A 26,506-nucleotide genomic window follows, 5' to 3' on the forward strand; every position below is an offset into this window, starting at 1 on the left:
CGGAAGGAGGGAAGTCTTGTGAAAAATATTGAAACATACAGCAGGAACATCATAAACGAGGCCTATACGGCAAGGGCTTCAGATATACACATTGTGCCGAGAGAAAAGGATGCTTTCATTCATTTTCGCATCGGCCATGCTCTTGTGAAAAAAAGAGTCTTAAAAAAAGAGGAATGCGTAAGGCTTATTTCTCATTTCAAGTTTTTATCGGCCATGGATATAGGAGAAAGACGTAAGCCGCAAAACGGGTCATTGTCTCTGCCGCTTCCGACGGAAACCGTTCATTTGAGAATGTCAACCTTGCCGACAATGAATGATGAAAGTCTTGTCATCAGGCTTTTGCCTAAGCGGCAGATTCCCCCTCTGGATAAACTGTCCTTATTTCGGGGGGCGGGCGCCGCACTATTGTCCTTTCTGAAGCATTCACACGGCCTGCTTCTGTTTACCGGCCCGACCGGCTCTGGAAAAACGACCACTCTTTACTCGCTTGTCAACTATGCAAAACGGCATTTCAACCGGCGGATTGTCACGCTTGAAGACCCCGTAGAAACAAGAGATGAGGATGTGTTGCAAGTTCAGGTGAATGAAAAAGCCGGAGTCACATATTCCGCCGGTTTAAAAGCGATTTTAAGACATGATCCCGATATGATCATCTTAGGGGAAATCAGAGATGCCGAAACGGCTGAAATCGCAGTCCGCGCGGCCATGACGGGACACCTCGTTCTTTCAAGCCTGCATACAAGAGATGCTAAGGGCGCCATATACAGGCTGCTGGAGTTTGGGGTGAACATGACAGAAATTGAACAAACCGTCATTGCCATTGCCGCTCAGCGTCTGGTTGATTTAACATGTCCGTTCTGCAAAGAGGAAAACTGTTCCGTGTACTGCCGGATGTACAGGCAGACCCGCCGTGCGGGCATTTATGAACTGCTCTACGGGAAAAACCTCACCCAATGCTTTCAGGAAGCAAAGGGAGAGCACGCCAATTTTCAATATCAGACGCTCCGCAGGCTGATCAGAAAAGGAATCGCGCTCGGCTATGTCACAACCGACAATTACGATCGGTGGGTGTATCATGAAGCGGATTAAACGAACCTGGCCGTTGAAGGATCAAGCGGCTTTTTTGAAAAGGCTCGGTGAAATGACGGAAAAAGGATACAGTCTGATTGAAGGGCTCAGACTGCTGAAACTCCAGCTGCATAAACGTCAGCTTGCAGAGCTGACGGACGGAATCCGCCGGCTGAGGGAAGGTGATGCGTTTTACGAAGTGCTTGAGGCACTGTCTTTTCATAAAGAAGCCGTCTCTATCTGCTATTTCGCAGAGAAACACGGAGAATTGCCGGGGGCGATGAAACAAAGCGGCGAATTATTACAGAGAAAGCTCATGCAGACGAATCAAATCAAAAAAATGCTCCGGTATCCGATGTTTTTAATTTCTTCCGTCTGTGTCATGTTTTATATCCTGCAAAGTTTAATTATTCCGCAGTTTTCTGGGATTTATCAATCAATGAATATGAATACATCCGGTGCGACTGCTTTCATCTTTGCATTTTTTCGGCATTTTCATGAAGCCTGCGCACTGGCGCTGTCCGCCGCTTTCTGCTTGTTTTTGTACGTTTGGTTCTTATGTAAGAAAAAATCCCCGCAAGATAAAATGCTCATTGTTGTGAAAATACCCCTCTTGGGAAAAGCGGCCGTTCTTTTTAACAGCTACTTTTTCTCTTTACAGCTCAGCAGTCTTCTGAAATCCGGCCTTTCTATCTATGACAGCTTAACAGCTTTTAAAGAACAATCTTTTCTGCCTTTTTATCGTGAAGAAGCAGAGATGCTCATTACACGTCTGAAAGCCGGAGAAACCATAGAATCCGCTCTTTCCGGGCATCCGTATTATGAAAAAGATCTTGCGGCTGCAGTCAGCCACGGACAGGCAAACGGCCTGCTTCACCGCGAACTTTATACGTACAGCCAGTTTATGATGGAGCGTCTTGAACAAAACGCGGCGAAGTATACCGGCATTCTCCAGCCTGTCATTTACGGTGTTGTGGCCGGTATGATTTTAATTGTCTACATGTCAATGCTGATGCCGATGTACCAGATGATGAACCAAATGTAAGGGAGTGCTTCGTCTGAAAAATCAAGATGGATTTACTTTAATTGAAATGCTGATCGTTTTATTTATCGTTTCCATTCTGCTTTTAATCACCATTCCTAACGTTACAAAACATAATCAAAGCATTCAGCATAAAGGCTGTGAAGGACTGCAGAATATGGTGAAAGCCCAAGTGACGGCGTACGAAATCGACCATGAAGGTAAAATGCCGGATATGAACGATTTACAATCAGAGGGGTATATCAAAAAGAATACAGCCTGCCCGAATGGTAAACAGATCTTAATTAGTGGCGGAGAAGTTACAGTTGAACAATAACAGGCGGACAGAAAACGGGTTTACCCTTCTTGAAAGCCTGGTTGTGTTAAGCCTGGCGTCCGTCCTGCTGACGGTTTTGTTCACGACGGTTCCGCCGGTCTGCACCCACCTTGCCGTGCGGCAAAAAACAGAACAGCTTCAAAAAGATATTCAGCTTGCGCAGGAAACGGCTATCGCAGAACATAAAAGAACAAAAATCACTTTTCTTCCAAAAGAGCATAAATACAAACTGCAGTCAGGCGGTAGGATTGTCGAGCGTTCTTTTGATTCGCTTCACATTACACTTGTGACTTTACCGGAGAGCCTTGAATTTAACGAAAAAGGCCATCCGAATTCGGGAGGAAAGATTCGATTGAAGAGCGCCGGGTTCACCTATGAGATCACAGTTTACTTAGGGAGCGGAAATGTCCATGCTAAACGGAAATAAAGGGTTCTCTACTATTGAAACACTATCAGCAATGGCCATTTGGCTGTTCCTTATGACGTCTATCATTCCGGTCTGGACGGGCATGCTGACAGATGGTCTGAAAATAGAAGATCGCCAGGAAGCGTACCAGCTTCTTCAGAAACATATCAGCACTTATATGATGACCGGAAAAAAGCCGCCGTCTCCCGGTGTGAAGTGGAAGGAGGATGGTGAGTATTACAAAGTGTGTGCGGCTGACCGCGGCGAAAAAGAAATGTGCCTCAGCATTCTTAAAACAGACTGGCTTTACGCTTCTTAATGTTTTGTTCTCCTTGGCAGTCTGTCTTTTCCTATCAGGCACCCTGGGCCCGATTTTACATCTGTTTTTATCAAACCGGACCGATAACGGCGGATTAGACAGCCGGGAGCATCAAATTGCCGTTCAGCAGATCATGAACGAATGTAAACAGGCTGAGACTGTGAAGCCGGCCGACGGCGGACGGGCGTTAGCATGCCGGAAAACAGGGGGCGAAGAAGTGCGTTTTGAAATTTATCATAAGATGATAAGGAAAAGAGTAAACGGAAAAGGCCACGTGCCGATCCTGCAAAACGCGGCATCATTAACGGCTGATGTGAAAAACGGCCTGCTCTTATTAGAGATCTCAAGCGTTACAGGTAAAAAGAATCAGGCGGTCATTCCGGTTTACAGCTCTTTAAAAGGTGATTAAATGTACAAATCTGACGGTTTTATCTATCCCGCGGTTCTGTTTGTTTCTGCCGCAGTTTTACTTGTCATCAGCTATACTTCATCTGATTTCATCACCCGAAAAACATTTGCGAAAGAGGCCGGGGAGTACTGGATCGGAGAGAATCTGCTCCAAAACGGCGCGCTGCTGTCAAGCCGCCATATGACACAGGGACAAAAGGTCCAAACTGGTACACAGCGTTTTCCGTACGGAACTGTTTCCTTCCGCATCACCGGGAGTGATCGCCGGGAAACGGTTCAGGTTACAATTCAGGCCGAAACAGTGTCAGGCACGAGACGGGAGGCTCACCTTTTGTTCGATCAGAAGAAGAAACAGCTGATTCAATGGACGGAAGTATAAAAAAGAAGCGGCGGGACAACACTTCATAGTAAAGACAGCACTATGAGGTGAGAGCCGTGAAAACAAATGATTATGTAAAATATATGACTGAGCAATTCGTTAAATATTTCGATACGCCGAAACAGGAACGGAGAGAGCGAAAAGAAGTGCGGAAAGAAAAGAAAGTGCCGGCTTCTCAGCACTGGTTCGGAATATTGCCGTACAGTTTTAAGCTGTGGATGCAGCGGAAAAAATAAAGCGAATCACACGAAAGGTCCTCCTGTATCAGGAGGGCCTTATTGGTATTCCTCAATGACGGCAATTTTATTTACCTTTTGGCTGTAGGGATTAAAAGAAATCGTAACAAACACACCAAATTCTTTTGCGCCATCCCGCAATGTCAAGTGGTATTGTTTGACTGCTTCGTCCGTTCTTTTCCGGTCCCACACCTTTTGAATAAATAACGTTTGGGCGAGCGGATATCTTTTTTTAGCTTCTTTTTCTGCTAACTTTTCCCATTTTGATTTATGGTGAACAGCATAATAAGGCACCGTTTCCGCCTGAGCTGTTCCTGAAACCCCGAAAACAAGAAGAGAAAGGCAAATCAGACTTTGTGTGATCATCATTCTTCGTCCTTTCGCTGTATATACTTTCCATTTTGTGCTAGGCACCTCGTTATTTTCTCACGTTTTATTAGAAAAAATTCCAAAAAGGTGTGTAATTTGAAGCAAAACGATGTTTTTGAAAGATACCATTCTCAAAAACGAACAAATTGACCGATTTTGACATTTTTCAAGACGATAATCCTTGATTATACTTTGTTCATGAGGTTCTTTAAAGAGAACGGTTGTCATATTTATTAACAGTTTTACAGGGGGTAAGGCATGTTCCGATTGTTGCGAATGGAAAAAAAGGGCAAGGTGAGATGGCGGATGATGCTATTTTTACGGCTTTCGTTCATTTTTTGCCTGTCCGTGACGATATGTGCTCAGTTCACAGGTGATACAAGTTCCTCCTTCAATGATGTGAAAAGCTTCAGTCTCCCGGTTCAAACGTGCGGAGATTTTCAATATACGGATGACGATTGCCGTTATGACGAACGCTGGGATCAGAGTGATTTACATATAACAAATCAAACTGATACGTCAGGCACCGTGTGTGCGCCGCTTCAACTCTATGCCGAGCTGGAGAATAAGGGAAAAGAGCGGACTGTTTCTGACTGGAAATGGGAGCTCCATAAAATCACTTCTCAGCAGCAGCCTTTACGAAACGGCAATGTTGTGGATAAAGGGCTTATTACTGATAAAAAAAGCAAAACGATTTATAAAATTGAGTCAAAGCGGTCTTTGCAGCCGGGCATATACGCATTCAAGATTTACAAGCCTGAAGGGTATCCGGCGGACGAAGAACAATTTGAGTGGTCAAAACCGATGAAACTCGTCAAATGCCGGGAACAGGCAACCGTTTCCGATCTGAAGAAAACGGAGAAAGAGCCGGCTGAGCCGGTAAAAGAAAGCGGGGAAGAACATGAAAAAAACGCTGAAACTGATCAGTAATATTTTGTATGCCGTCATCTTCAGCCTGATTATTGTGCTGACGTTAACGGTGATTTCGACCCGGGCTTCCGGGGGTGAGCCGGCCATCTTCGGCTATACGCTGAAATCCGTGCTGTCGGGTTCAATGGACCCGGAATTTAAGACGGGTTCGCTCATAGCGGTAAAGAAAATTTCTGACGTAAATGACTTAAAAAAAGGGGATGTGATCACCTTTACGCAAGATGACGGAACAGCCGTCACACACAGAATAATCGGGATCACAAAAAAGGACGGGAACCTGCTGTTTGAGACAAAAGGGGACCATAATGCCGCCCCGGATGCCGCCCCCGTTCAAGCTGAAAAAGTGGCGGCCCAGTATACGGGATATCAGCTTCCGTATGCGGGATATGTCATACATTTGGCAAGCCAGCCGATCGGAACGGCGATTCTGTTAATCGTTCCCGGCGTCATGCTTTTGATTTACTCAATAACAGTCATCGTCAGCGCCCTCCGCGATATTGAGCGGAAAACGAAAGCGCTGGAAGAACATGCGAAAAAGGGAACCATCTCCACATGAATACGGTTGCAACCTGGCGACAGGATTTGATAACAAAAAATAAAAAGTAAGGGGAGTACAAACATGGGTATGAAAAAGAAATTAAGCTTGGGCGTTGCCTCTGCCGCACTCGGTTTAGCATTAGTAGGAGGAGGCACATGGGCCGCATTTAATGATGTGAAGTCGACGGACGCTACATTTGCGTCAGGAACACTTGATTTATCGGCTAAAGAACAATCAGCCAATGTCAATTTGTCAAACTTAAAACCAGGTGATAAATTGACGAAAGATTTTGAATTCAGAAACAACGGTTCACTTGCCATTAAAGAAGTGCTGATGGCTTTGAATTTTACTGACTTTAAAGGAGCAAAGAAAGGCAATGAATCTGCGGAGGATTTCCTCAGCCAGTTTGAAATTACGGTTCTGACAGTCGGTAAAGAAGGGGGCAACGGCTATCCTAAAAATATCATTTTAAAGGCGGCCAGCCTGAAAGACTTATACTTAATGTCAACAAAGCAGGATAAAGCAGCTGCCGAAGCGATCAGCAAGCACATTGATCCGAAATTCCTGAGCGAGAGCGGGAAAGTCAATGTGGCAACCATTAACGGCAAAACAGCTCCTGAGTACGACGGAGTTCCGAAAACGCCTGCTGATTATGACCAGGTGAGAATGGAAATCCAATTTAAAAATGACACCGCAAAAACTGCGGACGGATTAAGTGTGCAAAACAAGTTCCAAGGCAATGCGATTTCTCTTCAATTCTCTTTTGAAGCCACGCAATGGAACGGCTTGACCATTAAGAAAGATCATACGGATAAAGACGGTTACGTCAAGGAAAATGAAAAGGCTCACAGTGAGGATAAAAACTAATCCGAAAGTCGGACAGTTAAAAGAGGAGTTGTGCACATATGGCGGCACTACTCCTCTTTTTGCGCTTTTCTCCATTTTTGATAATCTAAAAATTCACGAAATTGTTTTTTTGATACCCCGGATGTCATCGCATCGCGAACTAATTTCTCCCATTCACTATCTAATTGACCATCGTATTCGGTTTCATGTTTTTCATCAAGTAAAGTATGAACCGAGACGTCCAGAACAGCGGAGACTTTTTCGAGAAATTGAATGGAGGGGTTCGTCTGTAAATTTCGTTCTATTGAGCTTAAATAAGACTTCGCTACCCCAGCTTTTTCAGCTAGTTCTGATAGTGAGTAGCCTTTTTCTTTTCGGTATTGTTTAATACGCTGGCCAATCAATGTCATCACCTTCCTTGTGATATTATAGCACATTCAGAAAGGATTTACGGTATGACTTCTGGCTGCCTGGATATGTTGAGAAGACTTTTTATGCGAAAGCAGGTATTTGCGTATTTCTTCTAGGCTGATATTTGCTTTTTGGGCTTCTAATATCAGCTCAACCCATTCCTTATCTAATTGCGAAAATTCCATTTTTGCATTTTTCATGCATTTTCTCCTCCTAAAATACTTGTTTATGTATTTCAGCCAATCCGCCCATGACCTTATCTTTACATGTCTGGAAGTGATTCATCGCATGCGAAACGCCAGAAATTTTTTCTATATACTTTTATTATAATATAGAATTTCCAGAAAAAACGGGAAAGGTGTCGAATGGATAACGCTTATCCAGAAAAATTACTTTGCAGGAAAAATAAACCGCCGTTTTCAATCTGAATGTGAATTTTCGGCTGATATAAGGCTTTCAGCGCTTGTTTTTCCAAATGGTATTCCTCAGGTTTTTCTTCTGTCTGCTCATAAAACTGATCGAGCAGCCTGAGGTCCTTTTTCCATCTGGCGATCGCGCTGTCAGCCCAGTCTGACGGCTCTTTGGAGGCAGCGTCTTTTAAGTAATGCTCCATCCTTTTAATCCCGCTTTCCGGCTTAATCATCGGCGATATGGTAAAGCAATAGTCTGATATTTGCGAGGTCAGCGGAAGCGGTGCAAGCTTCTGCTGAAACCCTTCTATAATTGTTCCAGAAACAAGATGCAGGCCTAAAGACAAAAGTCTGTCTTTTTTCATGTCGGATTGGTATGAAATCACTACATTTAATCCAAGCCAGGGCTGAAGCGGCACTCTGGCTCCGGCTGATACAATTTTCTCATATATTCTTGTAAATCTCCCATTTTGTTTAACTGCTTGAAAGATTTGAAAGAGGCGCGGGGCTCCAAAGTAAATAAACTCGCCGTCCATATCCTCCGGAGCCGTTTCTTTATCAGTGATGAACGTAATCTTCATCGGGTTCGGTTCGCCGCCCGTTTTTTCACGCCAATGCCAATAAAACGGGCGGTTCATAATTTGTTTGTCCATCTCGACCGTCAACTGAACCGTCATAAAACCCGGCCCGTGTTCTGTAATCGGACAGTGGTTCGCTTCAAAAAAGCGCAGTAAAAATTCGTGAACCTCCTGCTGTCTCATGTCGCGCTTCCTCCTTTTAGATTAAGATCCTTTTTTTCTGGCGGGCTTTTCCGTACCGTACGACAGAAAAGAGGTGAGATTGTCCATTTTGATTCTCATTTCTTCCTCTGTCAGCGAATGGCATAAAATATCATGCAAATGGTCTTCGAAATTGCTCACTTTGATTTTTGTTAAGATGTCATCTAATTCTCCGACGACATTTTCAAATAAATGAATTTTGTCATACAGAAGTTTTAAGATATGCTCTTCCACCGTATGTTTTGTCGCCATATTGTAGATATAGACATCTCTTTCCTGACCGAGTCTGTGAATCCTTCCGATTCTTTGTTCAAGCCGCATCGGGTTCCACGGGAGGTCATAATTGATAATATGGTTGCAGAATTGCAGGTTGATCCCTTCGCCTCCGGCTTCTGTAGCGATCAGCACTTGCACTTTGCCGCGGAAGAGGTCCTTCATCCAGTCTTTTTTTCCGCGTTTAAATCCGCCTCTGAACGGAACGGAGCTTATGCCGTTCTGCTGAAGGAACCATTGCAGGTAAATCTGTGTCGCCCTGTATTCAGTGAAAATAATGACTTTATCATTAATCTTTTGGATCAAGTCAACAACTTGAATCGCTTTTGAGTTTTGCGTGACTTGATTAATGCGGTCCATTAAATTAGCGATCGTCTGATCATCGAATGCGGGCGCTTGTTTGTCTTTTTGGTCAAGCATTTTTTTGAGCGTCATATACACGGCTTCCCTGCTTGAACAGCACTCTCTTTGCAGCGTCATAATGGAAAATGCGCTGGCGGGCTTTTCCGTGCCGTTTTTCAGTGCGACGATGTCATCGTAAAGCGCCTGTTCCGTTGGTGAAAAGGTGATCGGCACTGTTTCCACGTGGCGCTTCGTCCATGTAAGGCCGGTGTCGCTCCGCGTGTTGCGGATCATCACCTTATTGACGAGCTCTTTCAAATGCTCATGAGCGTCAATCCCGTCCTTCCGATTGAAGGTTTCTTGAAATCCGCTTTCGTTTCCTAAATGGCCGGGTTTTAACAGTGACACTAAATTGAAGATTTCTTCGATTCGGTTTTGAATCGGTGTCGCCGTCAGAAGCAGGCAGTATTTCTTCACAAGACTTCTCGCAAATTCATAATTTTTCGTTTTGCTGTTTTTGAGCTTGTGCGCCTCGTCAATAATGACGAGATCATACGGAATAGAAAGCACAATGTCTTTGTGAGGCGAGCGTTTGGCCGTATCAATAGAAGAAACGACGATATCGCACTGTTCCCACACATAGCTTTTTTTCTGTTCAACAGCGGGTATTAAAAACTTCTCCTGAAGCTCTTTCACCCACTGGGAAACGAGTGATGCCGGCACAAGAATCAGGATTTTTTTGGCCAGCCCGCGAATCATATATTCTTTTAAAATCAGGCCCGCTTCCACCGTTTTTCCGAGCCCCACTTCATCAGCCAAAATTGCCTTGCCGTTCATTTTTTCAACGACTTTCTGCGCGACTTCAAGCTGATGGGGAAGCGGAGTGAAATCGGGAAGGTATAAAGGAGCCCTCAAACCTTCAAATTCAGGAATGGCAAGGGTCTGCTGGACTTCAGCCGACAGTTTGTACATCTCCCAATTTGACCAGGGACCGTCCGTTTTCAGCCGCTCAGAAAACTCTCCCGGCCAGTTTGCATCAAATATGATCTCTGCTGTCATATGTAACAAAACCGCCTTTCTTTTAAAAAACTGATTTATCATAATTTTTGTTGCCGGACGTAAGTGAGGGTGGTAGGATATAAGTAATGATTTCACTAAAAGATATTGCTTTAGTATGTCCATAAAATTGGTAAATATGAGCGAATGACAGCAAGGGGAGAGACTCGGACGAAAGATGGGCGTCCGGGCGCCGAAGGAGCAAACTGCGGAGTGAATCTCTCAGGCAAAAGAACTCTTGCTCGACGCAACTCTGGAGAGTGTCTGCGTTTAGAAGAAGCAGGCCACCAAAGGGGACGTCTTTATGATATGTTCATAAAGTAAACTTTCAGGTGCCGGGACAGAGAAACCTTCATTTTCATGAGGTGTTTCTCTGTCCTTTTTTATATGTTTTTACAATGCGCCAATGACTGAAGGGGGAAGATGATGCTGAAACGAACACCGCTTTATGACGTGTATAAAGAATACGGCGGAAAAACAATTGATTTTGGAGGATGGGAGCTGCCGGTTCAATTTTCTTCTATTAAAGAGGAGCATGAAGCCGTCCGCACAAAAGCGGGCCTGTTTGATGTGTCCCATATGGGGGAAGTCGAAGTATCCGGTAAAGACGCCCTGTCTTTTCTCCAAAAAATGATGACAAATGACGTTGCCGATTTAAAGCCGGGAAACGCGCTCTATACCGCCATGTGTTATCCTGACGGCGGTACGGTCGATGACTTGCTGATCTATCAGAAAAGCGAGAGCTGCTATCTGCTCGTGATTAACGCGTCTAATATTGAAAAAGACATCGCTTGGCTGACGGAACATACGGAAGGCGATGTCACGCTGACGAATCAGTCTGACGGGATTTCACTGCTTGCTGTTCAGGGGCCGAATGCTCAGTCGGTTCTTGCGAAGCTGACTGAATGTGATTTGTCCTCCTTAAAGCCGTTTACATTTATTGACGAGGCGGACGTTGCCAGACGTCAAGTCCTGCTTTCAAGAACAGGCTATACCGGTGAAGACGGATTTGAGTTATATTGCCGCAATGAAGATGCGGTTCATCTATTTAAGGAGATACTTGCAGCGGGAGAGCATGAAGGCCTCGTTCCGTGCGGCCTCGGCGCCCGTGATACGCTGAGATTTGAAGCGAAGCTTGCTTTATACGGTCAGGAATTGACGAAAGATATTACACCGATTGAAGCCGGAATCGGATTTGCCGTGAAACACAAGAAAGATTCCGATTTTTTCGGGAAGTCTGTATTGCGCGAACAGAAAGAAAAAGGAGCCCCGCGAAAGCTGGTCGGACTTGAGATGATTGAAAAAGGGATTCCGAGACACGGATATGCCGTGAAAAAAGACGGTGTTCCGATCGGTGAAGTCACGACAGGCACGCAATCTCCGACTTTAAAGAAAAATATCGGCCTTGCCTTAATCAAAACGGAATTCAGTGAAGTCGGAACGGAAGTAGAAGTGGAAATCCGTAAAAAAACGGTAAAAGCGAAGATTGTCCGCACACCGTTTTATAAACGTCCAAAACAGAGCTGAAAAAGGAGAGTCATATGAAGCATCGATATTTGCCCGCGACAGAACAGGATAAAAAAGAAATGCTGAAAGCCATCGGCGCAGAAACAATTGATGAACTGTTTGCCGATATTCCGGAAAATGTACGGTTTCAAAAAGACTACCGCATTAAACAAGCAAAGTCAGAAACTGAGCTGACGAGAGAGCTGACGAAGCTTGCGGCGAAAAATAAAGACGCTGTTACATATGCATCTTTTCTGGGGGCAGGAGTGTACGATCACTACCAGCCGGTTATCGTCGATCATGTGATATCCCGATCAGAGTTTTACACGGCATATACACCTTACCAGCCTGAAATCTCACAAGGAGAGCTGCAGGCGATTTTTGAATTTCAAACGATGATCTGTGAATTAACGGGAATGGATATCGCAAACTCCTCTATGTACGACGGGGGAACGGCGCTGGCGGAAGCGGCGATGCTTGCGTCAGGCCATACGAAAAAGAAAAAAATCGTCATTTCCGCAGCCGTTCATCCGGAATCACGGGATGTTTTGAAAACATACGCAAAGGGCCAATATATTGAGGTTGTAGAGGTGCCCGCGAAAAACGGCGTCACAGATCTTGAAGCATTGGAACATGCCGTTTGTGATGAAACGGCCGCCGTGATCGTCCAATATCCGAACTTCTTCGGACAAATCGAGCCGTTAAAGGACATTGAGCCGCTCGCACATAAAGGAAACAGCCAGCTGATTGTTTCTTCAAACCCGCTCGCGCTCGGTATTTTGAGACCGCCCGGGGCATACGGAGCTGATATCGTCGTCGGGGACGCGCAGCCTTTCGGCATACCTGCGGCGTTCGGCGGCCCGCACTGCGGCTATTTTGCAGTAACGAAAAAACTGATGAGAAAGGTGCCGGGCCGGCTTGTCGGCCAAACGGAGGATGAAAACGGGCGAAGAGGTTTTGTTCTCACTCTTCAGGCGCGCGAGCAGCATATCAGAAGAGACAAAGCCACGTCTAACATTTGTTCAAATCAGGCGCTGAATGCTTTAGCGGCTTCAGTCGCGATGACGGCGCTCGGAAAAAACGGCGTCAAAGACATGGCCCGCCAAAATATATTGAAAGCTGATTACGCGAGACGCCAAGCGGAAAAAGCCGGCTTACACGTAGCATTTGATGGCCCGATATTTAATGAATTTGCCGTCAGGCTGAATCTTCCCGTCAAGGAAGCAAACCGGCGGCTCCTGCAAGACGGCATCATCGGCGGATATGACTTAGGCCTTGCGTATCCGGAACTGAATCAGCATATGCTCATTGCCGTCACAGAGCTGAGAACGAAAGAAGAGATCGATTCGCTTATTGCGGGATTGGGGGATCAACATGAATAATCAAGATCAGGCGCTTATTTTTGAAATGTCCCGCGAAGGGCGTGTCGGTTACAGCCTTCCGGAGCTTGATGTGCCGGAAACAGAGCTTGAAAGCCTTCTTCCCGGTGACTATATCCGCGATGAAGACGCAAAGCTGCCGGAAGTATCAGAGCTTGATATTATGCGGCATTATACCGCTCTTTCTAGGAGAAACCACGGAGTTGATTCAGGCTTTTATCCGCTCGGCTCCTGTACGATGAAATACAATCCGAAATTAAATGAAAAAATTGCCCGGTTCGCAGGTTTTTCCGCTATTCATCCGCTTCAGGACGAGGATACTGTTCAGGGGGCGCTTGAGCTTTTATACGATTTAAGCGGACACTTGGAGGAGATTACGGGCATGGACGAGGTGACGCTGCAGCCTGCGGCGGGCGCTCACGGCGAATGGACCGGCCTGATGATGATCCGCGCCTATCACGAAGCGCGGGGAGACTTCGGACGAACGAAGGTGATTGTCCCTGATTCAGCCCACGGTACGAATCCGGCATCCGCCACGGTCGCCGGTTTTGAAACGATTACCGTTAAGTCAAATGAGCACGGGCTGGTTGACATTGAAGATTTGAAAAGAGCGGTAAACGAAGAAACAGCGGCGCTGATGCTGACGAATCCGAACACCCTCGGGTTATTTGAGGAAAACATTACGGAAATGGCTGAAATCGTCCATCAAGCCGGCGGAAAGCTTTATTATGACGGAGCGAATTTAAATGCCGTGTTAAGTAAAGCAAGACCGGGAGATATGGGATTTGACGTCGTTCACCTTAATCTGCATAAAACATTTACCGGGCCGCACGGCGGGGGAGGACCTGGCTCAGGGCCGGTCGGCGTAAAAAAAGAATTCATTCCGTATCTGCCGAAACCCGTTCTCACGAAAAAAGAGGGCCGTTTGACTTTTGACTATGACCGGCCGCAGTCGATCGGGCGCGTAAAACCTTATTACGGCAACTTCGGCATTAATGTCAGAGCCTACACGTATATCCGTTCCATGGGGCCTGACGGCTTAAAAGCTGTGACCGAAAACGCGGTTTTAAATGCAAATTATATGATGAGAAGACTCGCGCCTTATTATGATCTCCCGTATGACCGTCATTGCAAGCATGAATTTGTGTTATCGGGAAGAAGGCAGAAAAAGCTCGGCGTACGAACGCTTGATATTGCCAAACGGCTTTTAGACTTCGGCTATCATCCGCCGACTGTGTATTTTCCTCTCAATGTTGAAGAAAGCATCATGATCGAACCGACGGAAACGGAATCAAAGGAAACGCTTGATGCGTTTATAGATGCCATGATTCAAATTGCGCGGGAAGCGGAGGAATCGCCTGAAATCGTTCAGGAGGCGCCGCATACAACAGTTGTCAAAAGAATGGATGAAACCAAGGCGGCAAGAAAGCCGGTTTTAAAGTACGAACATACACCTCACGTCATCCGCTGACACGGTGTAAAAAAAGAGCTTCCGTATAAAACGGACAGCTCTTTTTTTATGATTAGTTTTTTGCTTTAATTTTTCCGCCCCATTTTTTAAATCCGCCTTTCAGGTTGTAAATATCTTTACAGCCGTGTTTGCGGAGCGTCTGTGCCGCGCGTCCGCTGCGGACATTGTTTTGGCAGTACAGATAAACGGGTTTGTCAGGACGGATTTCACTTTTGCGCTGTTTCAGCTGTGACAGCGGAATGTTGCGCGCGCCGAGAATATGGCCGCCTTCAAATTCATTCGGTTCACGGACGTCAATCAGCTGCGCTTTTCTGTAGCTCGCGCGGAATTCCTCTTCCGTAAGTGTTTTCATTAAACGCTGCTGGTAAAAATACGACACGATCATATAAACGATAAACGCCGCAACAATAATTAAAGCAATCATATTAGACAATGCGATTCTACTCCTTTAGCTTATAAAATAAAACCCTGCTTCCTGAAAACAAGGCTTACCGGACGTTTTGGGACAAATACTATTATAGTAAAGCATGAAGCGATTGTCATCCTTAATGAAACGAAATATTTTTCATTTTCAAGGCAGTTTGTTAAACTGATTTTATTAAAACGATAAAGAAGGGTTCAGTGTATGGAAAAAGAAACATGGCGGTTTATTGACTCAGGGAATGAAAGCCCGGCATTTAACATGGCGCTGGATGAAGCGCTTTTATATTGGCACAGCCAAAAAAAAATTCCTCCGGTGATCCGTTTTTACGGCTGGAATCCGGCAACTTTGTCTGTCGGGTATTTTCAAAATATTAAGAAGGAAATTAACTTTGACGCAGTACATAAACACGGCCTCGGGTTTGTCAGAAGACCGACAGGCGGACGGGGTGTTCTGCATGATAAAGAATTGACATACAGCGTAATCGTTTCAGAGGATCACCCGGAAATGCCGGCCACGGTGACAGAGGCGTACCGGGTGATTTCAGAAGGTATTCTGCAGGGATTCAGAAACCTTGGACTTGATGCCTGCTTTGCGATTCCGCGAACGGAGAAAGAAAAAGAAAGCTTGAAAAATCCGCGCTCGTCCGTCTGCTTTGATGCGCCTTCGTGGTATGAACTGGTCGTCGAAGGACGGAAAGTTGCCGGAAGCGCACAGACACGCCAAAAAGGCGTCATTCTTCAGCACGGTTCCATCCTGCTTGACATTGATGAGGATAAGCTGTTTGATCTGTTTTTATATCCGAGCGACAGAGTCCGTGAGCGCATGCAGCGGAATTTCAAAAACAAAGCGGTAGCCATCAACGCCTTAGCGCCGAAACGGGTAACGATGGATGAGGCCAGAATCGCTTTTAAAGCCGGTTTTGAGGAAGGGCTGAACATTCATCTTGAGCCTTACACACTCACGTCTGAAGAGCTTGCATTTGTCAATGAGCTGGCTGAGACGAAATACGCGTCTGATGAATGGAATTATAAGCGCTGATAAGGCTTGACAGACCGGAAGCATCCTTGTTTTTTCATGACCGTTAGTGTAAACTTGTAATGGTTTATAAAGTTAAGGTGCTTTTTGGGAGGGTTACTTATGACAACACCAAGTATGGAAGATTATATTGAACAGATTTATATGCTGATAGAAGAAAAAGGATATGCACGGGTTTCTGATATTGCGGAAGCTTTGGCAGTCCACCCCTCCTCTGTAACGAAAATGGTTCAAAAACTAGATAAAGACGAGTATTTGATTTATGAAAAATATCGCGGGCTCGTATTGACGTCAAAAGGCAAAAAGATCGGCAAACGGCTCGTATACAGACACGAATTGCTTGAGCAGTTTTTAAGAATCATTGGTGTTGATGAAGAGAAGATTTACAATGATGTTGAAGGAATCGAACATCATCTGAGCTGGAACAGCATTGACCGCATCGGCGACCTCGTTCAGTATTTTGAAGATGACGAAAGCCGGAAAAAAGAATTGAAATCCGTACAGAAAAAAACCGAAAATCCCGGTGAATAAAGGGCAGCCCGAAATGGGGCGCCCTTTTTTTAATGTCTTCATTCTTTGGTCTATTTCGCCCAGCCGTTTCTTAAAATAATAATACACCTTGAGATGGAAGGGAGAGGGCGCGCTATGCAGATTGACGGCGTATTTTCGGGCGGGGGGATAAAAGGGGTGGCGCTTGCCGGCGCTTATGAAGCGCTGGAAGAAAAGGGCTTTCGCTTTGAAAGGCTCGCCGGAACAAGCGCCGGCGCAATTATTGCCGCATTTATCGCTGCGGGCTATACGAGCAGAGAGGTTCATTCCATCATAGATGAGGTGGACGGAAGGCAATTGCTTGATCAGAGATACTCATTCCTCCCGCTGAAAATCCTGCGGTGGGTGTCGATATATTGGCGCCTCGGACTATACAGAGGCGATATGCTGGAAAAATGGATTGCGGATAAATTAAAAGCGAAGGGCATCATCGCGTTCGGCGATTTGAAAAAAGGCTCGCTCCGTCTCATCGCTTCAGATCTGACGAACGGAACGATGATCGTGCTTCCTGACGATCTTCCCCGCTACGGATTAAATCCGGAGATGTTCCCGGTTGCCAGAGCCGTCAGAATGAGCTGCAGCATTCCTTATTTTTTTGAACCGATAAAACTGAAGACCGAAAAAGGCACCTCAACGGTCGTTGACGGCGGCGTGTTAAGCAATTTCCCGATTTGGCTGTATTCAAAAGAACGCAAACGGCCGGTCATCGGAATTTCGCTTTCGCCCAACGAAAAAGAGCGCCCGAAAAAATCAATCCGCAACGCTTTTGAGCTGTTCGGGGCTTTGTTTGAAACGATGAAAGACGCTCATGATGCCAGGCATATCGCGACAAAGTACGAACAGAATATTATTTTTATTCCGGTGGAACATGTGATGGCGACGGAGTTTCATCTCACACCGCAAAAAAAACTAGCTCTCATTGAGCTAGGAAAAAGCAGAACAGAGCAATTTTTGAAGCAATGGAGCTATTAAAAAAGCGCTCTGTTTTTCTTTTTATTCTTTTTACCTTCTATGACGGTAAGCTGGGTCTGGCTTTTTTTCTTAAGAATCATCGGCTTCGGTCTGCTGCTGCTCGGCACGCTCCGCAAATGGCTGACCCGGCCTCTGTGTCCGGCGCGGTGCTTCGCTTTTTGCTCCTTCATTCGGAGCCGCGATTGTCTGGCCGCTTTTCTGAAAGCGGTTCCGTCACGGCCGGTGCGGCGGTTCAGGACCGTCCTCACGATAAAATAAATAATGATGCCTGCGATAATAACGGTGATCGCTCTTGAAATCATCTGCCCGGGGTTGGTTACCGCCGCATAAATGAAACCGAATGCGCCAAGGGCTATCAATACAGCAAAAAAAGGTTGTACACGATGATTCATAACTGCCCACCTCCAAAATAATAACGGTAACGGTTCAGATTACGTTGTGAGACGGCTTTTCGCTCTGTTCTGAAATGTCTTCCAGTCTGAGAAGCTCGTTAAAGCTTTCTATGGCAACCTCGACCTGGTCATCCGCCGGTTCCTTTGTCGTTAAAAGCTGCAGCCACAGGCCGGGATAACCGAGCACTTTCAAAACGGGGATATTCCGCACTCTGTTCGTCAGCTGAAGCACTTCAAAGGAGATGCCGAGAACGACAGGTATAAGCGCAATCCTGTCTAAAATCCGCACCCAAAGCGGATCTGTCGGAACGAGTAAATAGACGAACATGCCGACAATGATCGTAAATAAAATAAAGCTTGAACCGCAACGGTAATGAAGCCGTGACTGTTTCTGAACATTTTCTATTGTAATTGGCAAATTCTGTTCATAACAGTTTATGACCTTATGTTCGGCTCCATGATATTGAAACACTCTTTTAATTAACGGCGTCATTGATAAAAAATAAATGTAGCCGAGAAGCAGAATCAGCTTAAACAGACTTTCGATTCCGATCTGCGCGGCGTCTGAGGAAAATACGGGCCTTACAAGCTCCGCTAAGAAGACCGGGACGAGCGTAAAAACGAATTTGCTGAACAAAAACGACAGAACGCCGATCACCGCCAAGCTGAAAAACATCGATAAGCCCGAACCCTTCTTATCTTCCTGCTCCAGTTTGGCGTCATCTTGAGGATCAAGCCCGTAACGTTCGCTGGAAAAGTTTAAATGCTTTGTGCCGTTGGCGCTCGCCTCAATGATGGCGACGATTCCCCGCAAAAAAGGAATCTTTTTTAAAGCCGAAAGCTTGGCGTTCGGCACTCTCGGAAGCTTGAAAAAATCAATGCTTCCGTCATTCCTGCGGATGGCGGTAACATAGTTTTTTCTGCCGCCGAACATGACTCCTTCAACGACAGCCTGCCCGCCGTATGCAGGGGGCGTTTTTTGTTTGGACATTGTTTATCAACCTGCCTGTTTTCTTAGGATTTACTAACCATTTCCTTTCACTCTATTGTACAGGAAACCTCGGTAAACCTCTAGTTAGACAGCCGGAAAATCAATGCTTTTTCACATGCAGTATACCCTTTTTCTTTAGATTTTACTCATTGAATGAAAATATGGCACAGCTTTTTATGACTTTTCAATTTTGGGGCAGTCTATGACTGGAGGTGCCATGATGACAAGCGAAAAACATTCAGAACAGGAAGAAAAAAAGAAGCAGGAGGATGATCAGCAGCCTGTTTCATTTACCGGCAGAATTTGCGGTATCGGATTTGCCGGCGGTGTATTTTGGAGTTTGATCGGCTATCTCGGGTATGTCTTTCATTTTTCAGAGATCAGCCCCAACATGATTCTTCAGCCGTTTATGATCGGAGAATGGAAAAAACAATGGCTCGGCACGATGGTCAGCATCGTTGTCATCGGGTTGATTTCAATTGCCGGAGCGTTCATTTATTTCGTGTGCCTGAAGCGTTTTAAAACCATGTGGCCGGGAATGGTGTACGGCATCATTTTATGGTGTGCGGTTTTTTTCTTATTCAATCCGATTTTCGAAGATGTGAAATCCGTCACTGAATTGAAATCAGATACAATCGTGACGACGCTTTGCCTTTACATTCTGTACGGTTTGTTTGTCGGCTACTCAATTTCCTTCAACTACAATGAACTTACGTCAGACAAGCTTGCAAGGGCGCTTGGCAACAAGTGAATAAGTGTATAATCCCTGTCCGGTATGGTAAAATGTTCACGAGAAGTGAACATTTTTTATGCTGAAAACCGAGCGGGGATGCTCCCGCGTTGTCAGGCGGCAGTCAAGAATCGGCGAGGAGGAGAAAGGGAATGAAACTTGAGAAATTGCGAAATCTTTTCGGTCAGCTGGATATAGACGGAATATTGGTGACAAGCTCCGCCAATCTGCAGTATATGACGGGATTTACGGGTTCGTCAGGCCTTGCGGTCATATCGAAAGAACGTGCGGCATTTATCACGGATTTCCGTTACACCGAGCAGGCGAAGACGCAAGTGAAGGGTTTTGACATTATCGAGCACGGCGGAAGCTTAATCCAAACGGCTGCGGATACGATTCTTGAGTACGGCATTAAAAAACTCGGCTTCGAGCAAAACAGCATGACGTACGGAACATATGCATCCTACCAAGCTGTGCTGCAGGAAGCGGAGATGGTTCCCGTCGCGGATTCCGTTGAAAAGTTGCGCTTGATTAAGTCAAGTGAAGAGATTAAGATATTAGAGGAAGCTGCGAAGATTGCGGACGATGCGTTTGAACATATTCTGACGTTTATCAAACCAGGCATCTCAGAGATTTCAGTTGCAAACGAGCTTGAATTTTATATGAGACGTCAAGGAGCAGACGGCTCTTCCTTTGATATGATCGTCGCCTCGGGAGTCAGATCCAGCCTTCCCCACGGAGTGGCAAGCGGCAAATTGATTGAAAAGGGAGACTTGGTCACGCTCGATTTCGGCGCTTATTATAAAGGCTATTGTTCTGATATCACACGCACCGTCGCGGTCGGAGAGCCAAGTGATAAACTGAAAGAGATTTATCAGGTCGTATACGATGCCCAAGCGCTTGGTGTCCTGCATATTAAACCCGGCATGACGGGAAAAGAAGCGGACGCCCTGACGAGGGATCACATCACCGCAAAAGGCTACGGACAGTATTTCGGCCATTCGACAGGACACGGGTTCGGAATGGAAGTCCATGAATCACCGGGGCTGTCTTTCAGGTCATCGGCCGTTCTTGAGCCGGGCATGGCGGTAACGGTCGAGCCGGGCATATACATACCGGATGTTGGGGGCGCAAGAATCGAAGATGATATCATCATCACTGAGGACGGCAACCGGACAATTACGCATTCCCCAAAAGAATTAATTATTTTGTGATCGGAATATAGGAGGACATCAAACATGATTTCAGTTAACGATTTTCGTACAGGACTAACGATTGAAGTAGACGGCGGCATTTGGCGCGTCGTTGACTTCCAGCACGTAAAGCCGGGAAAAGGAGCGGCATTTGTCCGTTCTAAATTGCGTAACCTGCGCACGGGCGCTATTCAGGAGAAAACATTCCGTGCAGGTGAAAAAGTCGCGAAAGCGCAAATCGAAACAAAAACGATGCAGTATCTTTATGCCAACGGCGATCAGCACGTGTTCATGGATACAAGCTCATATGAACAGCTTGAATTGAACGAAAACCAAATCGAAGAAGAATTAAAATATCTTCTGGAAAATATGTCTGTGCACATCATGATGTATCAGTCTGAAACGCTCGGTATTGAACTGCCTAACACAGTTGAACTGAAAGTTGTTGAAACTGAGCCGGGAATTAAAGGCGACACGGCGTCAGGCGGCACAAAACCTGCCAAAACGGAAACAGGTCTTGTCGTAAACGTTCCGTTTTTCGTGAACGAAGGCGATACGCTAGTTGTAAATACATCAGACGGTTCTTACGTCTCAAGAGCGTAGTTATAGAAATTCGGAGTCTGCTCCTTTTAGGGGGCAGGCTTTTTTTGCGTTCTGCATCAGAATCTTTCTTCTATATGAAAATAGTGAGACTACTTCCGTAAGCTAGAGCATATAGTGTAACAAAATGCTTGAAGTTGGGGGATTGCAATGAAATTTTTGTTTGGTTCAATCAATTCTACTGTTTTAACGATGGCCGGTTTACGAGTTTTGTCCTCGCTCATTGAATTATCGGCCGCTATTATCATGCTTTTGACAAACGACATCAGAAAAGCGGTTGTGGTGAATAGTATTTTGGCAATCGTCGGCCCGCTGATCTTTATCATCACAATGACGATCGGCATTTATCAGATTGCCGGACAGCTCTCATATGCAAAATTAATATTGATTTTTGCGGGAGTGGTGCTGATTTTGGCCGGTGTGCATAAATAGAGGGCCGGGGTGTCATAAAGTCTGTCCCGGATCATACATTTTAAAGAAGCCAATCGGTAAAAAAGGAGGAGACTCTATTGAATGAAATTACAGAGGTTCTCCCTGAATTATTGAGACATGCCATCTCCGCCGTGCCCGAAGAAGCGAGGCGGGATACAGAAGAAATCAGAATCCGCGTCGACAGGCCGGTTGAACTGATCCAAAAAGGACAACCTTTGTATTTGTCATATGTCTGTACGGCCGGCGACGCACAGCTGATCCTCAGCCGGCTCAGCAATTACAGTATGTACACGCTGGAAGAAGAGCTGAAAAAAGGATACATCACAATCAGAGGAGGCCACCGTGTGGGGCTGGCCGGAAGAGTCATCGTCGAAAACGGAGCCGTCAAAGGACTCCGGGATATTACTTCTTTTAATATCCGAATCGCCCGGGAGAAGCTGGGGATCGCAGAACCGCTCATTCCTTTCTTATGGAAAGAAAACTGGCTGAACACGCTGATCATCGGTCCTCCGCAAACGGGGAAAACGACCTTGCTTCGTGATTTGGCCCGGCTTTCCAGCACCGGATCAAAACGCATTCCGGCGAAAAAGACAGGTATCGTAGATGAACGTTCAGAAATTGCCGGCTGCCTGCGGGGCATTCCCCAGCACAGTTTCGGCCGCAGAATCGATGTCCTTGATGCCTGTCCGAAGGCGGAAGGGCTGATGATGATGATTCGCTCTATGAGTCCTGATGTCATTATTGTTGATGAAATAGGGAGAATGGAAGACTCACAAGCGCTGCTGGAGGCGCTCCATGCGGGCGTATCTGTTATCGTATCTGCGCACGGGTGGAATATGAAAGACTTGGTAAAGAGGCCGTCGCTGAAAATGCTTTGGGAGGAAAACGTGTTTGACCGGTATGTTGAACTGTCAAGGCGCCGCGGTCCGGGAACGATCAGCAGGATGTACGGAAAGGACGGGGAACCTGTTCCGCATGCTGAAAGCGTGATGACATGCTGAAGCTTTTGGGTGCCGTGTTTATTCTGACAGCGACGACATGGACCGGATTTGAGATCGCCAAAATGTATATTGAAAGGCCGAGGCAGATCCGCCAGCTGCGCGCGGCGCTCCAATCGCTTGAAGCGGAAATCATGTTCGGGCATACACCGCTGCATACCGCCTCGGGACAAATTGCCGCACAGCTTTCCAAACCTGTATCGTTACTGTTTCAAGCTTTCAGCAGAAGGCTTGAGCAGGGAAGTGATTCCGCCAAAACGGCTTGGGAACAGAGCTTGAAACATAACTGGCCTTCCATGGCGATGAAAAAAAGCGAATATGATGTGCTGAAGCAATTCGGAGAGACGCTCGGGCTCCATGACCGTGTTTCTCAGCAGAAACATATCAAGCTTGCGCTTACACATTTGGAAGCGGCGGAAGCGGATGCCGGACGGGCGCAGGCGAAAAATGAAAAAATGGTGAAAAGCTTAGGATTTTTAGCCGGACTGTTACTCATTCTTCTATTGATGTAAACATGAGGGGAGCAAACATAAAATGGGAGTCGACGTAAATGTCATTTTTCAAATCGCCGGAGTCGGTATCGTGGTTGCGTTTCTGCACACCATACTTGATCAAATGGGAAAAAAAGAATACGCCCAGTGGGTGACGCTGCTTGGCTTTATCTATATTTTATTTATGGTGGCGACGATTGTCGATGACCTGTTCAAAAAGATCAAAGCTGTGTTTCTATTCCAAGGATAGGGGGGCTTACAGATTGAGATTGTTCAAATTGTAGGTTTAGGCCTGATCGCCACGTTTCTCTCCCTGATCGTAAAAGAACAGAAACCGACTTTCGCGTTTATGATTGTCGTCTTCAGCGGCTGCGTGATCTTTCTCTATCTCATCGATCAGATTTACGACATTATCAGAATGATAGAAAAAATAGCCGTCAATGCAAATGTCAATATGGTCTATGTGGAAACCATTTTAAAAATTATCGGCATCGCCTACATCGCTGAATTCGGTGCGCAGCTGACAAAGGATGCGGGCCAGGGAGCGATTGCTTCGAAAATAGAGCTGGCCGGAAAAATTCTGATACTGGTAATGGCCGTGCCGATACTCACCGTCATTATTGAAACGATTCTCGGACTTATTCCTTCTTGATCATCAATAAAATAGAAAGGGGGGCACAAAAAATGAAGCGCTTTCGGTGGGCGGGGGCTTTTTTGTTCATCCTCTTATTTTTTCAGACTGAATGTGTACAAGCTGCCGGAACAGACGGTGCGTCGCAGGAAACCGCAGTTCACCAAGAATCCGCTGATGAAGTGGCGAAAAAGCAGGCCGAAGCGCTGAAAACAGAAGGCATCGGAAAGTTTTGGGACGACATCATGACAGAATACGGCGGTCTTCTGCCTGAAAGCCAAAAGGGAAGCATCATCGACTTTATTAACGGTGAAAAAACGTTCTCGCCGGAGGCATGGCTGAAGGCTTTATTTTCATACTTGTTTCATGAAGTGCTCGCAAACGGAAAGCTTCTGGGAACTTTGATTCTTCTCACCATTTTTTGTGTCATTCTGCAGCTTTTGCAAAATGCGTTTCAGCAGAGCACCGTCAGCAAAGTGGCTTATGCAATCGTCTACATGGTGCTGATTATTCTCGCTTTAAACAGCTTTCATGTTGCCGTCAATTATGCCAGTGAAGCGATCCAGACGATGACAAGTTTCATTCTCGCGCTCATCCCGCTTTTACTCGCGCTTTTGGCGTCTTCCGGGGGAGCCGTCTCCGCAGCTTTTTTTCACCCCGTTATTTTATTTCTGATGAATACGAGCGGCCTTCTCATTCAAAACATTGTCATGCCGCTTATTTTCCTGTCAGCGATTTTAAGCATCGTCAGCACGATGACGGATCAATATAAAGTCACGCAGCTTGCCAATCTGCTCAGAAATATCGCGATCGGCGCGCTTGCCGTATTTCTCACCGTGTTTCTCGGCGTCATCTCCGTACAGGGGGCTTCGGCTGCCGTGACGGACGGGATTACGCTCAGGACTGCAAAATTTATCACAGGCAATTTTATTCCCGTGCTCGGCCGGATGTTTACGGATGCGACGGATACGGTCATCAGCGCATCGCTCCTATTAAAAAACACCGTGGGAATCCTAGGAGTCGGAATTTTGATCTGCATCTCCGCGTTTCCGGCGATCAAAGTGCTCTCGCTCGCTTTTATTTATAAGCTCGCGGCCGCTATTCTGCAGCCGCTCGGAGGCGGGCCCGTCATTACGTGCCTCGGCGTCATCAGCAGAAGCGTGCTGTATATTTTCGCGGCGCTCGCCATCGTCTCTCTCATGTTTTTCCTCAGCATCACAGTCATTATTACAGCAGGCAACCTCACCATGATGATGAAATAAAGGAGGCCCATTGGATATGAGCTTTTTAACAGAATGGCTGACAAGCATTATTTTGTTTATCTTATTCGCCATCGTCATCGACATGCTGCTGCCCAGCTCCAGTATGCAAAAATACGCCAAGATGGTTGTCAGCCTGCTGTTAATCATTGTCATGCTCAACCCGATCTTCAAACTTTTCAAAACAGACCCGGAAATCATCTTCGATTATTTGACAAAACAAGAGCAATCTCAATCCGCTGATATAAAAAATCAAATCAAATCAGAAAAAAAAGAAATACAAGCATCAAACCGCGCATATGTTTTAGAAGAAATGGCTGTCCAACTAAAAAAGAAAGCGGAGGAGATGTTCAGTCATGACGAATACAAAATAGACGACATCCGCCTTACAGCGGAAGAACAGGTTCGTTCAGAAGAAGATGTAAAAACGATCAGCGTGTATATGGCCCCATCTTCTGAAAAAACCGTGCAAACCGTCGCACCGATCGACATCCGCACAGACCGCAAATACGAACCGGAAGGCGCAGCCGACAAAAAAGAGGCCGCAGACATCAAAGAAAAACTTGCGGATATATGGGAAATCGGCAGTGAGAAAATTACGGTTTATATGGAAGGCGGGGAGAAAAACGGCCATGAATAAAAACGGACTATGGACCATACTCAAAAAACAGCTGATGATCGGACAGGCGAAAGACGGAGAAAAACCAAAACTGACAAAATATCATTACTTTCTGTTCGTGTTTGTGCTCGGGGTATCTTTTATGCTGGTCAGCCAGCTGTTCTCTTCACCGGAGAAAACCGGGAAGGACCAAACGGCGCAGACCGTCATATCCGGCCGAACGGAAGACAAAAGCGGGCAAAGAAGTGCACCCGTTTTTAAGGCATCGAAAGACAGCAGCGCCAAAACCACAATCGATGATTACGAAAGAGACTATGAAAACCAGCTGAAAGAAATCCTTGAAACGATTATCGGCGTGGAGGATGTCTCAATTGTCGTAAACGTAGACGCGACATCTTTGAAAGTGTTTGAGAAAAACAAAACGAAAAAAGACACCACCACTGAAGAAACCGATAAAGAAGGCGGCAAAAGAAGCGTAACCGATCAAACCTCTGAAGAACAAATTGTCATGATTCGAAACGGGGATCAGGAAACCCCGGTCGTCGTCCAGACGAAAAAGCCCGATATCCGCGGTGTACTCGTTGTCGCTCAGGGAGTGGACAACGTTCAAATAAAAAAAACCATCATTGATGCCGTCACAAGGGTGCTTGATGTTCCGAGCTACCGTGTAGCGGTTGCCCCTAAAAAAATCAAGGAGGATTCATAA

At 46.0% G+C, this 26,506-nt stretch carries 36 protein-coding genes and 1 riboswitch; of the genes, 28 read left to right on the top strand and 8 right to left on the bottom strand.

All coding sequences use genetic code 11. From position 1 onward, the window contains the following. Positions 1-18 precede the first annotated feature (18 nt). The 8 genes from comGA to HWY38_RS16065 are packed head-to-tail and all read left to right on the top strand — an operon-like array spanning position 19 to position 4,174. Complete coding sequence (comGA, locus tag HWY38_RS16030) at positions 19-1,089, top strand: competence type IV pilus ATPase ComGA (protein WP_003153083.1); 1,071 nt, start codon at positions 19-21, stop codon at positions 1,087-1,089. Then, positions 1,076-2,113 (top strand): competence type IV pilus assembly protein ComGB, encoded by a 1,038-nt coding sequence (comGB, locus tag HWY38_RS16035; protein ID WP_024085602.1) that lies wholly within the window; start codon positions 1,076-1,078, stop codon positions 2,111-2,113. The genes comGA and comGB overlap by 14 nt, the downstream gene beginning before the upstream one ends. 4 nt (positions 2,114-2,117) lie before the next feature. Further along, positions 2,118-2,426, top strand: coding sequence for a competence type IV pilus major pilin ComGC (comGC, locus tag HWY38_RS16040; protein ID WP_003153087.1), 309 nt, complete (start codon positions 2,118-2,120; stop codon positions 2,424-2,426). Next, positions 2,416-2,853, top strand: a complete 438-nt coding sequence (gene comGD, locus HWY38_RS16045) for a competence type IV pilus minor pilin ComGD (RefSeq protein ID WP_043867285.1) — start codon at positions 2,416-2,418, stop codon at positions 2,851-2,853. Before comGC ends, comGD begins: the two co-directional genes overlap by 11 nt. Next, complete coding sequence (comGE, locus tag HWY38_RS16050; RefSeq protein ID WP_015388003.1) at positions 2,837-3,151, top strand: competence type IV pilus minor pilin ComGE; 315 nt, start codon at positions 2,837-2,839, stop codon at positions 3,149-3,151. Before comGD ends, comGE begins: the two co-directional genes overlap by 17 nt. Positions 3,152-3,164: 13 nt before the next feature. Beyond that, positions 3,165-3,560, top strand: a complete 396-nt coding sequence (gene comGF / locus HWY38_RS16055) for a competence type IV pilus minor pilin ComGF (RefSeq protein WP_046559876.1) — start codon at positions 3,165-3,167, stop codon at positions 3,558-3,560. After that, positions 3,561-3,938: a competence type IV pilus minor pilin ComGG gene (comGG, locus tag HWY38_RS16060; RefSeq protein WP_014305410.1), complete on the top strand. Its 378-nt coding sequence runs from the start codon at positions 3,561-3,563 to the stop codon at positions 3,936-3,938. It abuts the gene before it with no gap. Between the two features lie 56 nt (positions 3,939-3,994). Next, on the top strand, positions 3,995-4,174 hold the full coding sequence (locus HWY38_RS16065) for a YqzE family protein (protein ID WP_003153093.1): 180 nt from the start codon (positions 3,995-3,997) through the stop codon (positions 4,172-4,174). A gap of 39 nt (positions 4,175-4,213) precedes the next feature. On the opposite strand, the gene HWY38_RS16070 is transcribed toward HWY38_RS16065, so the two are convergent. Next, positions 4,214-4,543 (bottom strand): DUF3889 domain-containing protein, encoded by a 330-nt coding sequence (locus HWY38_RS16070; protein ID WP_003153097.1) that lies wholly within the window; start codon positions 4,541-4,543, stop codon positions 4,214-4,216. 258 nt (positions 4,544-4,801) lie between these two features. Here HWY38_RS16070 and tapA point away from each other — a divergent pair, with 258 nt between their 5' ends. The 3 genes from tapA (at position 4,802) to tasA (ending at position 6,878) form a co-directional block, all read left to right on the top strand. Continuing rightward, on the top strand, positions 4,802-5,473 hold the full coding sequence (gene tapA, locus HWY38_RS16075; RefSeq protein WP_003153099.1) for an amyloid fiber anchoring/assembly protein TapA: 672 nt from the start codon (positions 4,802-4,804) through the stop codon (positions 5,471-5,473). Beyond that, positions 5,445-6,029 (top strand): signal peptidase I SipW, encoded by a 585-nt coding sequence (gene sipW, locus HWY38_RS16080; protein WP_012117977.1) that lies wholly within the window; start codon positions 5,445-5,447, stop codon positions 6,027-6,029. Before tapA ends, sipW begins: the two co-directional genes overlap by 29 nt. Positions 6,030-6,092: 63 nt before the next feature. Next, a complete protein-coding gene (gene tasA / locus HWY38_RS16085; RefSeq protein WP_003153102.1) occupies positions 6,093-6,878 on the top strand; it encodes a biofilm matrix protein TasA in 786 nt (261 codons plus the stop codon). Positions 6,879-6,925: 47 nt separating this feature from the next. Here the strand turns inward: tasA and sinR are convergent, their stop codons facing one another. From sinR to HWY38_RS16105, 4 genes are all read right to left on the bottom strand, one after another. Further along, the gene (gene sinR, locus HWY38_RS16090) at positions 6,926-7,261 is read right to left on the bottom strand and encodes a transcriptional regulator SinR (RefSeq protein WP_003153104.1); all 336 of its coding nucleotides are present in this window, start codon (positions 7,259-7,261) and stop codon (positions 6,926-6,928) included. Between the two features lie 33 nt (positions 7,262-7,294). Continuing rightward, entirely contained in the window at positions 7,295-7,468 is a 174-nt protein-coding gene (sinI, locus tag HWY38_RS16095; protein ID WP_003153105.1) for an anti-repressor SinI, read from the bottom strand. Between the two features lie 176 nt (positions 7,469-7,644). Beyond that, a complete protein-coding gene (locus tag HWY38_RS16100) occupies positions 7,645-8,439 on the bottom strand; it encodes a YqhG family protein (protein WP_224182192.1) in 795 nt (264 codons plus the stop codon). A gap of 21 nt (positions 8,440-8,460) precedes the next feature. Further along, positions 8,461-10,131, bottom strand: a complete 1,671-nt coding sequence (locus tag HWY38_RS16105; protein ID WP_224182193.1) for a DEAD/DEAH box helicase — start codon at positions 10,129-10,131, stop codon at positions 8,461-8,463. 144 nt (positions 10,132-10,275) lie between these two features. Next, positions 10,276-10,376, top strand: a riboswitch (glycine riboswitch). Between the two features lie 178 nt (positions 10,377-10,554). On the opposite strand from HWY38_RS16105, the gene gcvT reads away from it, so the two are divergent. From gcvT to gcvPB, 3 genes are read left to right on the top strand one after another with little or no spacing between them, the layout of a single operon-like run. Further along, a complete protein-coding gene (gene gcvT, locus HWY38_RS16110) occupies positions 10,555-11,655 on the top strand; it encodes a glycine cleavage system aminomethyltransferase GcvT (protein WP_224182194.1) in 1,101 nt (366 codons plus the stop codon). 14 nt (positions 11,656-11,669) lie between these two features. Then, positions 11,670-13,016 (top strand): aminomethyl-transferring glycine dehydrogenase subunit GcvPA, encoded by a 1,347-nt coding sequence (gcvPA, locus tag HWY38_RS16115; protein ID WP_105937525.1) that lies wholly within the window; start codon positions 11,670-11,672, stop codon positions 13,014-13,016. Next, a complete protein-coding gene (gene gcvPB, locus HWY38_RS16120) occupies positions 13,009-14,484 on the top strand; it encodes an aminomethyl-transferring glycine dehydrogenase subunit GcvPB (protein WP_224182195.1) in 1,476 nt (491 codons plus the stop codon). The genes gcvPA and gcvPB overlap by 8 nt, the downstream gene beginning before the upstream one ends. A 52-nt stretch (positions 14,485-14,536) precedes the next feature. Here gcvPB and HWY38_RS16125 read toward each other — a convergent pair whose 3' ends face one another. Next, a complete protein-coding gene (locus HWY38_RS16125) occupies positions 14,537-14,917 on the bottom strand; it encodes a rhodanese-like domain-containing protein (RefSeq protein WP_224182196.1) in 381 nt (126 codons plus the stop codon). 192 nt (positions 14,918-15,109) lie between these two features. Between HWY38_RS16125 and HWY38_RS16130 the strand changes: the two genes are divergently transcribed. From HWY38_RS16130 to HWY38_RS16140, 3 genes are all read left to right on the top strand, one after another. Then, positions 15,110-15,946, top strand: coding sequence for a biotin/lipoate A/B protein ligase family protein (locus HWY38_RS16130; RefSeq protein ID WP_003153114.1), 837 nt, complete (start codon positions 15,110-15,112; stop codon positions 15,944-15,946). 99 nt (positions 15,947-16,045) lie between these two features. Beyond that, the gene (gene mntR / locus HWY38_RS16135) at positions 16,046-16,474 is read left to right on the top strand and encodes a transcriptional regulator MntR (RefSeq protein ID WP_007408338.1); all 429 of its coding nucleotides are present in this window, start codon (positions 16,046-16,048) and stop codon (positions 16,472-16,474) included. A gap of 114 nt (positions 16,475-16,588) precedes the next feature. Continuing rightward, the gene (locus HWY38_RS16140; RefSeq protein ID WP_012117971.1) at positions 16,589-17,464 is read left to right on the top strand and encodes a patatin-like phospholipase family protein; all 876 of its coding nucleotides are present in this window, start codon (positions 16,589-16,591) and stop codon (positions 17,462-17,464) included. On the opposite strand, the gene HWY38_RS16145 is transcribed toward HWY38_RS16140, so the two are convergent. Both HWY38_RS16145 and HWY38_RS16150 read right to left on the bottom strand, forming a co-directional pair. Next, a complete protein-coding gene (locus HWY38_RS16145) occupies positions 17,461-17,856 on the bottom strand; it encodes an SA1362 family protein (RefSeq protein ID WP_007408340.1) in 396 nt (131 codons plus the stop codon). The two genes, HWY38_RS16140 and HWY38_RS16145, sit on opposite strands and share 4 nt — an antisense overlap. Positions 17,857-17,890: 34 nt before the next feature. After that, positions 17,891-18,847, bottom strand: a complete 957-nt coding sequence (locus HWY38_RS16150) for a DUF1385 domain-containing protein (protein WP_003153120.1) — start codon at positions 18,845-18,847, stop codon at positions 17,891-17,893. A 220-nt stretch (positions 18,848-19,067) separates the two neighbouring features. Here HWY38_RS16150 and HWY38_RS16155 point away from each other — a divergent pair, with 220 nt between their 5' ends. The 11 genes from HWY38_RS16155 to spoIIIAG all read left to right on the top strand — a co-directional run bounded on the left by HWY38_RS16155 (position 19,068) and on the right by spoIIIAG (position 26,506). Next, positions 19,068-19,598, top strand: coding sequence for a YqhR family membrane protein (locus HWY38_RS16155; protein ID WP_224182221.1), 531 nt, complete (start codon positions 19,068-19,070; stop codon positions 19,596-19,598). A 131-nt stretch (positions 19,599-19,729) separates the two neighbouring features. Beyond that, entirely contained in the window at positions 19,730-20,791 is a 1,062-nt protein-coding gene (locus HWY38_RS16160; protein ID WP_032874041.1) for a M24 family metallopeptidase, read from the top strand. Between the two features lie 24 nt (positions 20,792-20,815). Continuing rightward, on the top strand, positions 20,816-21,373 hold the full coding sequence (efp, locus tag HWY38_RS16165) for an elongation factor P (protein WP_003153123.1): 558 nt from the start codon (positions 20,816-20,818) through the stop codon (positions 21,371-21,373). A 147-nt stretch (positions 21,374-21,520) separates the two neighbouring features. Then, positions 21,521-21,802, top strand: coding sequence for a YqhV family protein (locus HWY38_RS16170; protein WP_003153124.1), 282 nt, complete (start codon positions 21,521-21,523; stop codon positions 21,800-21,802). Between the two features lie 77 nt (positions 21,803-21,879). Further along, positions 21,880-22,803 carry a stage III sporulation protein AA gene (gene spoIIIAA / locus HWY38_RS16175; RefSeq protein WP_015417804.1) on the top strand — a complete coding sequence of 308 codons (924 nt, stop codon included), beginning with the start codon at positions 21,880-21,882 and terminating at the stop codon, positions 22,801-22,803. Further along, a complete protein-coding gene (spoIIIAB, locus tag HWY38_RS16180) occupies positions 22,797-23,312 on the top strand; it encodes a stage III sporulation protein SpoIIIAB (RefSeq protein WP_032874046.1) in 516 nt (171 codons plus the stop codon). The genes spoIIIAA and spoIIIAB overlap by 7 nt, the downstream gene beginning before the upstream one ends. 22 nt (positions 23,313-23,334) lie before the next feature. Then, positions 23,335-23,541 carry a stage III sporulation protein AC gene (gene spoIIIAC / locus HWY38_RS16185; RefSeq protein ID WP_003153142.1) on the top strand — a complete coding sequence of 69 codons (207 nt, stop codon included), beginning with the start codon at positions 23,335-23,337 and terminating at the stop codon, positions 23,539-23,541. A gap of 12 nt (positions 23,542-23,553) precedes the next feature. Further along, the gene (gene spoIIIAD / locus HWY38_RS16190; protein WP_071392571.1) at positions 23,554-23,943 is read left to right on the top strand and encodes a stage III sporulation protein AD; all 390 of its coding nucleotides are present in this window, start codon (positions 23,554-23,556) and stop codon (positions 23,941-23,943) included. A 32-nt stretch (positions 23,944-23,975) separates the two neighbouring features. Next, positions 23,976-25,184 carry a stage III sporulation protein AE gene (gene spoIIIAE / locus HWY38_RS16195; protein ID WP_003153145.1) on the top strand — a complete coding sequence of 403 codons (1,209 nt, stop codon included), beginning with the start codon at positions 23,976-23,978 and terminating at the stop codon, positions 25,182-25,184. A 16-nt stretch (positions 25,185-25,200) separates the two neighbouring features. Then, positions 25,201-25,821, top strand: coding sequence for a stage III sporulation protein AF (gene spoIIIAF / locus HWY38_RS16200; protein ID WP_003153146.1), 621 nt, complete (start codon positions 25,201-25,203; stop codon positions 25,819-25,821). Next, complete coding sequence (gene spoIIIAG / locus HWY38_RS16205) at positions 25,814-26,506, top strand: stage III sporulation protein AG (protein WP_224182197.1); 693 nt, start codon at positions 25,814-25,816, stop codon at positions 26,504-26,506. The genes spoIIIAF and spoIIIAG overlap by 8 nt, the downstream gene beginning before the upstream one ends.

The organism is Bacillus sp. KS1 (genome assembly GCF_020075515.1).
In the GTDB taxonomy this organism is placed as follows: Bacteria; Bacillota; Bacilli; order Bacillales; family Bacillaceae; genus Bacillus; species Bacillus velezensis.

Excerpts from the sequence above, each read along its gene's own strand:
- comGE (WP_015388003.1), top strand. The coding sequence starts at position 2,837 with ATGCTAAACGGAAATAAAGGGTTCTCTACTATTGAAACACTATCAGCA.
- HWY38_RS16160 (WP_032874041.1), top strand. The coding sequence starts at position 19,730 with ATGAAACTTGAGAAATTGCGAAATCTTTTCGGTCAGCTGGATATAGAC.
- HWY38_RS16140 (WP_012117971.1), top strand. The coding sequence starts at position 16,589 with ATGCAGATTGACGGCGTATTTTCGGGCGGGGGGATAAAAGGGGTGGCG.
- gcvT (WP_224182194.1), top strand. The coding sequence starts at position 10,555 with ATGCTGAAACGAACACCGCTTTATGACGTGTATAAAGAATACGGCGGA.
- comGG (WP_014305410.1), top strand. The coding sequence starts at position 3,561 with ATGTACAAATCTGACGGTTTTATCTATCCCGCGGTTCTGTTTGTTTCT.
- gcvPB (WP_224182195.1), top strand. The coding sequence starts at position 13,009 with ATGAATAATCAAGATCAGGCGCTTATTTTTGAAATGTCCCGCGAAGGG.
- HWY38_RS16105 (WP_224182193.1), bottom strand. The coding sequence starts at position 10,131 with ATGACAGCAGAGATCATATTTGATGCAAACTGGCCGGGAGAGTTTTCT.
- spoIIIAC (WP_003153142.1), top strand. The coding sequence starts at position 23,335 with ATGGGAGTCGACGTAAATGTCATTTTTCAAATCGCCGGAGTCGGTATC.
- gcvPA (WP_105937525.1), top strand. The coding sequence starts at position 11,670 with ATGAAGCATCGATATTTGCCCGCGACAGAACAGGATAAAAAAGAAATG.
- spoIIIAG (WP_224182197.1), top strand. The coding sequence starts at position 25,814 with ATGAATAAAAACGGACTATGGACCATACTCAAAAAACAGCTGATGATC.
- sinI (WP_003153105.1), bottom strand. The coding sequence starts at position 7,468 with ATGAAAAATGCAAAAATGGAATTTTCGCAATTAGATAAGGAATGGGTT.
- sipW (WP_012117977.1), top strand. The coding sequence starts at position 5,445 with ATGAAAAAAACGCTGAAACTGATCAGTAATATTTTGTATGCCGTCATC.
- efp (WP_003153123.1), top strand. The coding sequence starts at position 20,816 with ATGATTTCAGTTAACGATTTTCGTACAGGACTAACGATTGAAGTAGAC.
- HWY38_RS16070 (WP_003153097.1), bottom strand. The coding sequence starts at position 4,543 with ATGATGATCACACAAAGTCTGATTTGCCTTTCTCTTCTTGTTTTCGGG.
- spoIIIAF (WP_003153146.1), top strand. The coding sequence starts at position 25,201 with ATGAGCTTTTTAACAGAATGGCTGACAAGCATTATTTTGTTTATCTTA.
- spoIIIAE (WP_003153145.1), top strand. The coding sequence starts at position 23,976 with ATGAAGCGCTTTCGGTGGGCGGGGGCTTTTTTGTTCATCCTCTTATTT.
- HWY38_RS16150 (WP_003153120.1), bottom strand. The coding sequence starts at position 18,847 with ATGTCCAAACAAAAAACGCCCCCTGCATACGGCGGGCAGGCTGTCGTT.
- comGB (WP_024085602.1), top strand. The coding sequence starts at position 1,076 with ATGAAGCGGATTAAACGAACCTGGCCGTTGAAGGATCAAGCGGCTTTT.
- HWY38_RS16170 (WP_003153124.1), top strand. The coding sequence starts at position 21,521 with ATGAAATTTTTGTTTGGTTCAATCAATTCTACTGTTTTAACGATGGCC.
- HWY38_RS16130 (WP_003153114.1), top strand. The coding sequence starts at position 15,110 with ATGGAAAAAGAAACATGGCGGTTTATTGACTCAGGGAATGAAAGCCCG.
- spoIIIAB (WP_032874046.1), top strand. The coding sequence starts at position 22,797 with ATGCTGAAGCTTTTGGGTGCCGTGTTTATTCTGACAGCGACGACATGG.
- tapA (WP_003153099.1), top strand. The coding sequence starts at position 4,802 with ATGTTCCGATTGTTGCGAATGGAAAAAAAGGGCAAGGTGAGATGGCGG.
- tasA (WP_003153102.1), top strand. The coding sequence starts at position 6,093 with ATGGGTATGAAAAAGAAATTAAGCTTGGGCGTTGCCTCTGCCGCACTC.
- HWY38_RS16155 (WP_224182221.1), top strand. The coding sequence starts at position 19,068 with ATGACAAGCGAAAAACATTCAGAACAGGAAGAAAAAAAGAAGCAGGAG.
- mntR (WP_007408338.1), top strand. The coding sequence starts at position 16,046 with ATGACAACACCAAGTATGGAAGATTATATTGAACAGATTTATATGCTG.
- HWY38_RS16100 (WP_224182192.1), bottom strand. The coding sequence starts at position 8,439 with ATGAGACAGCAGGAGGTTCACGAATTTTTACTGCGCTTTTTTGAAGCG.
- HWY38_RS16145 (WP_007408340.1), bottom strand. The coding sequence starts at position 17,856 with ATGAATCATCGTGTACAACCTTTTTTTGCTGTATTGATAGCCCTTGGC.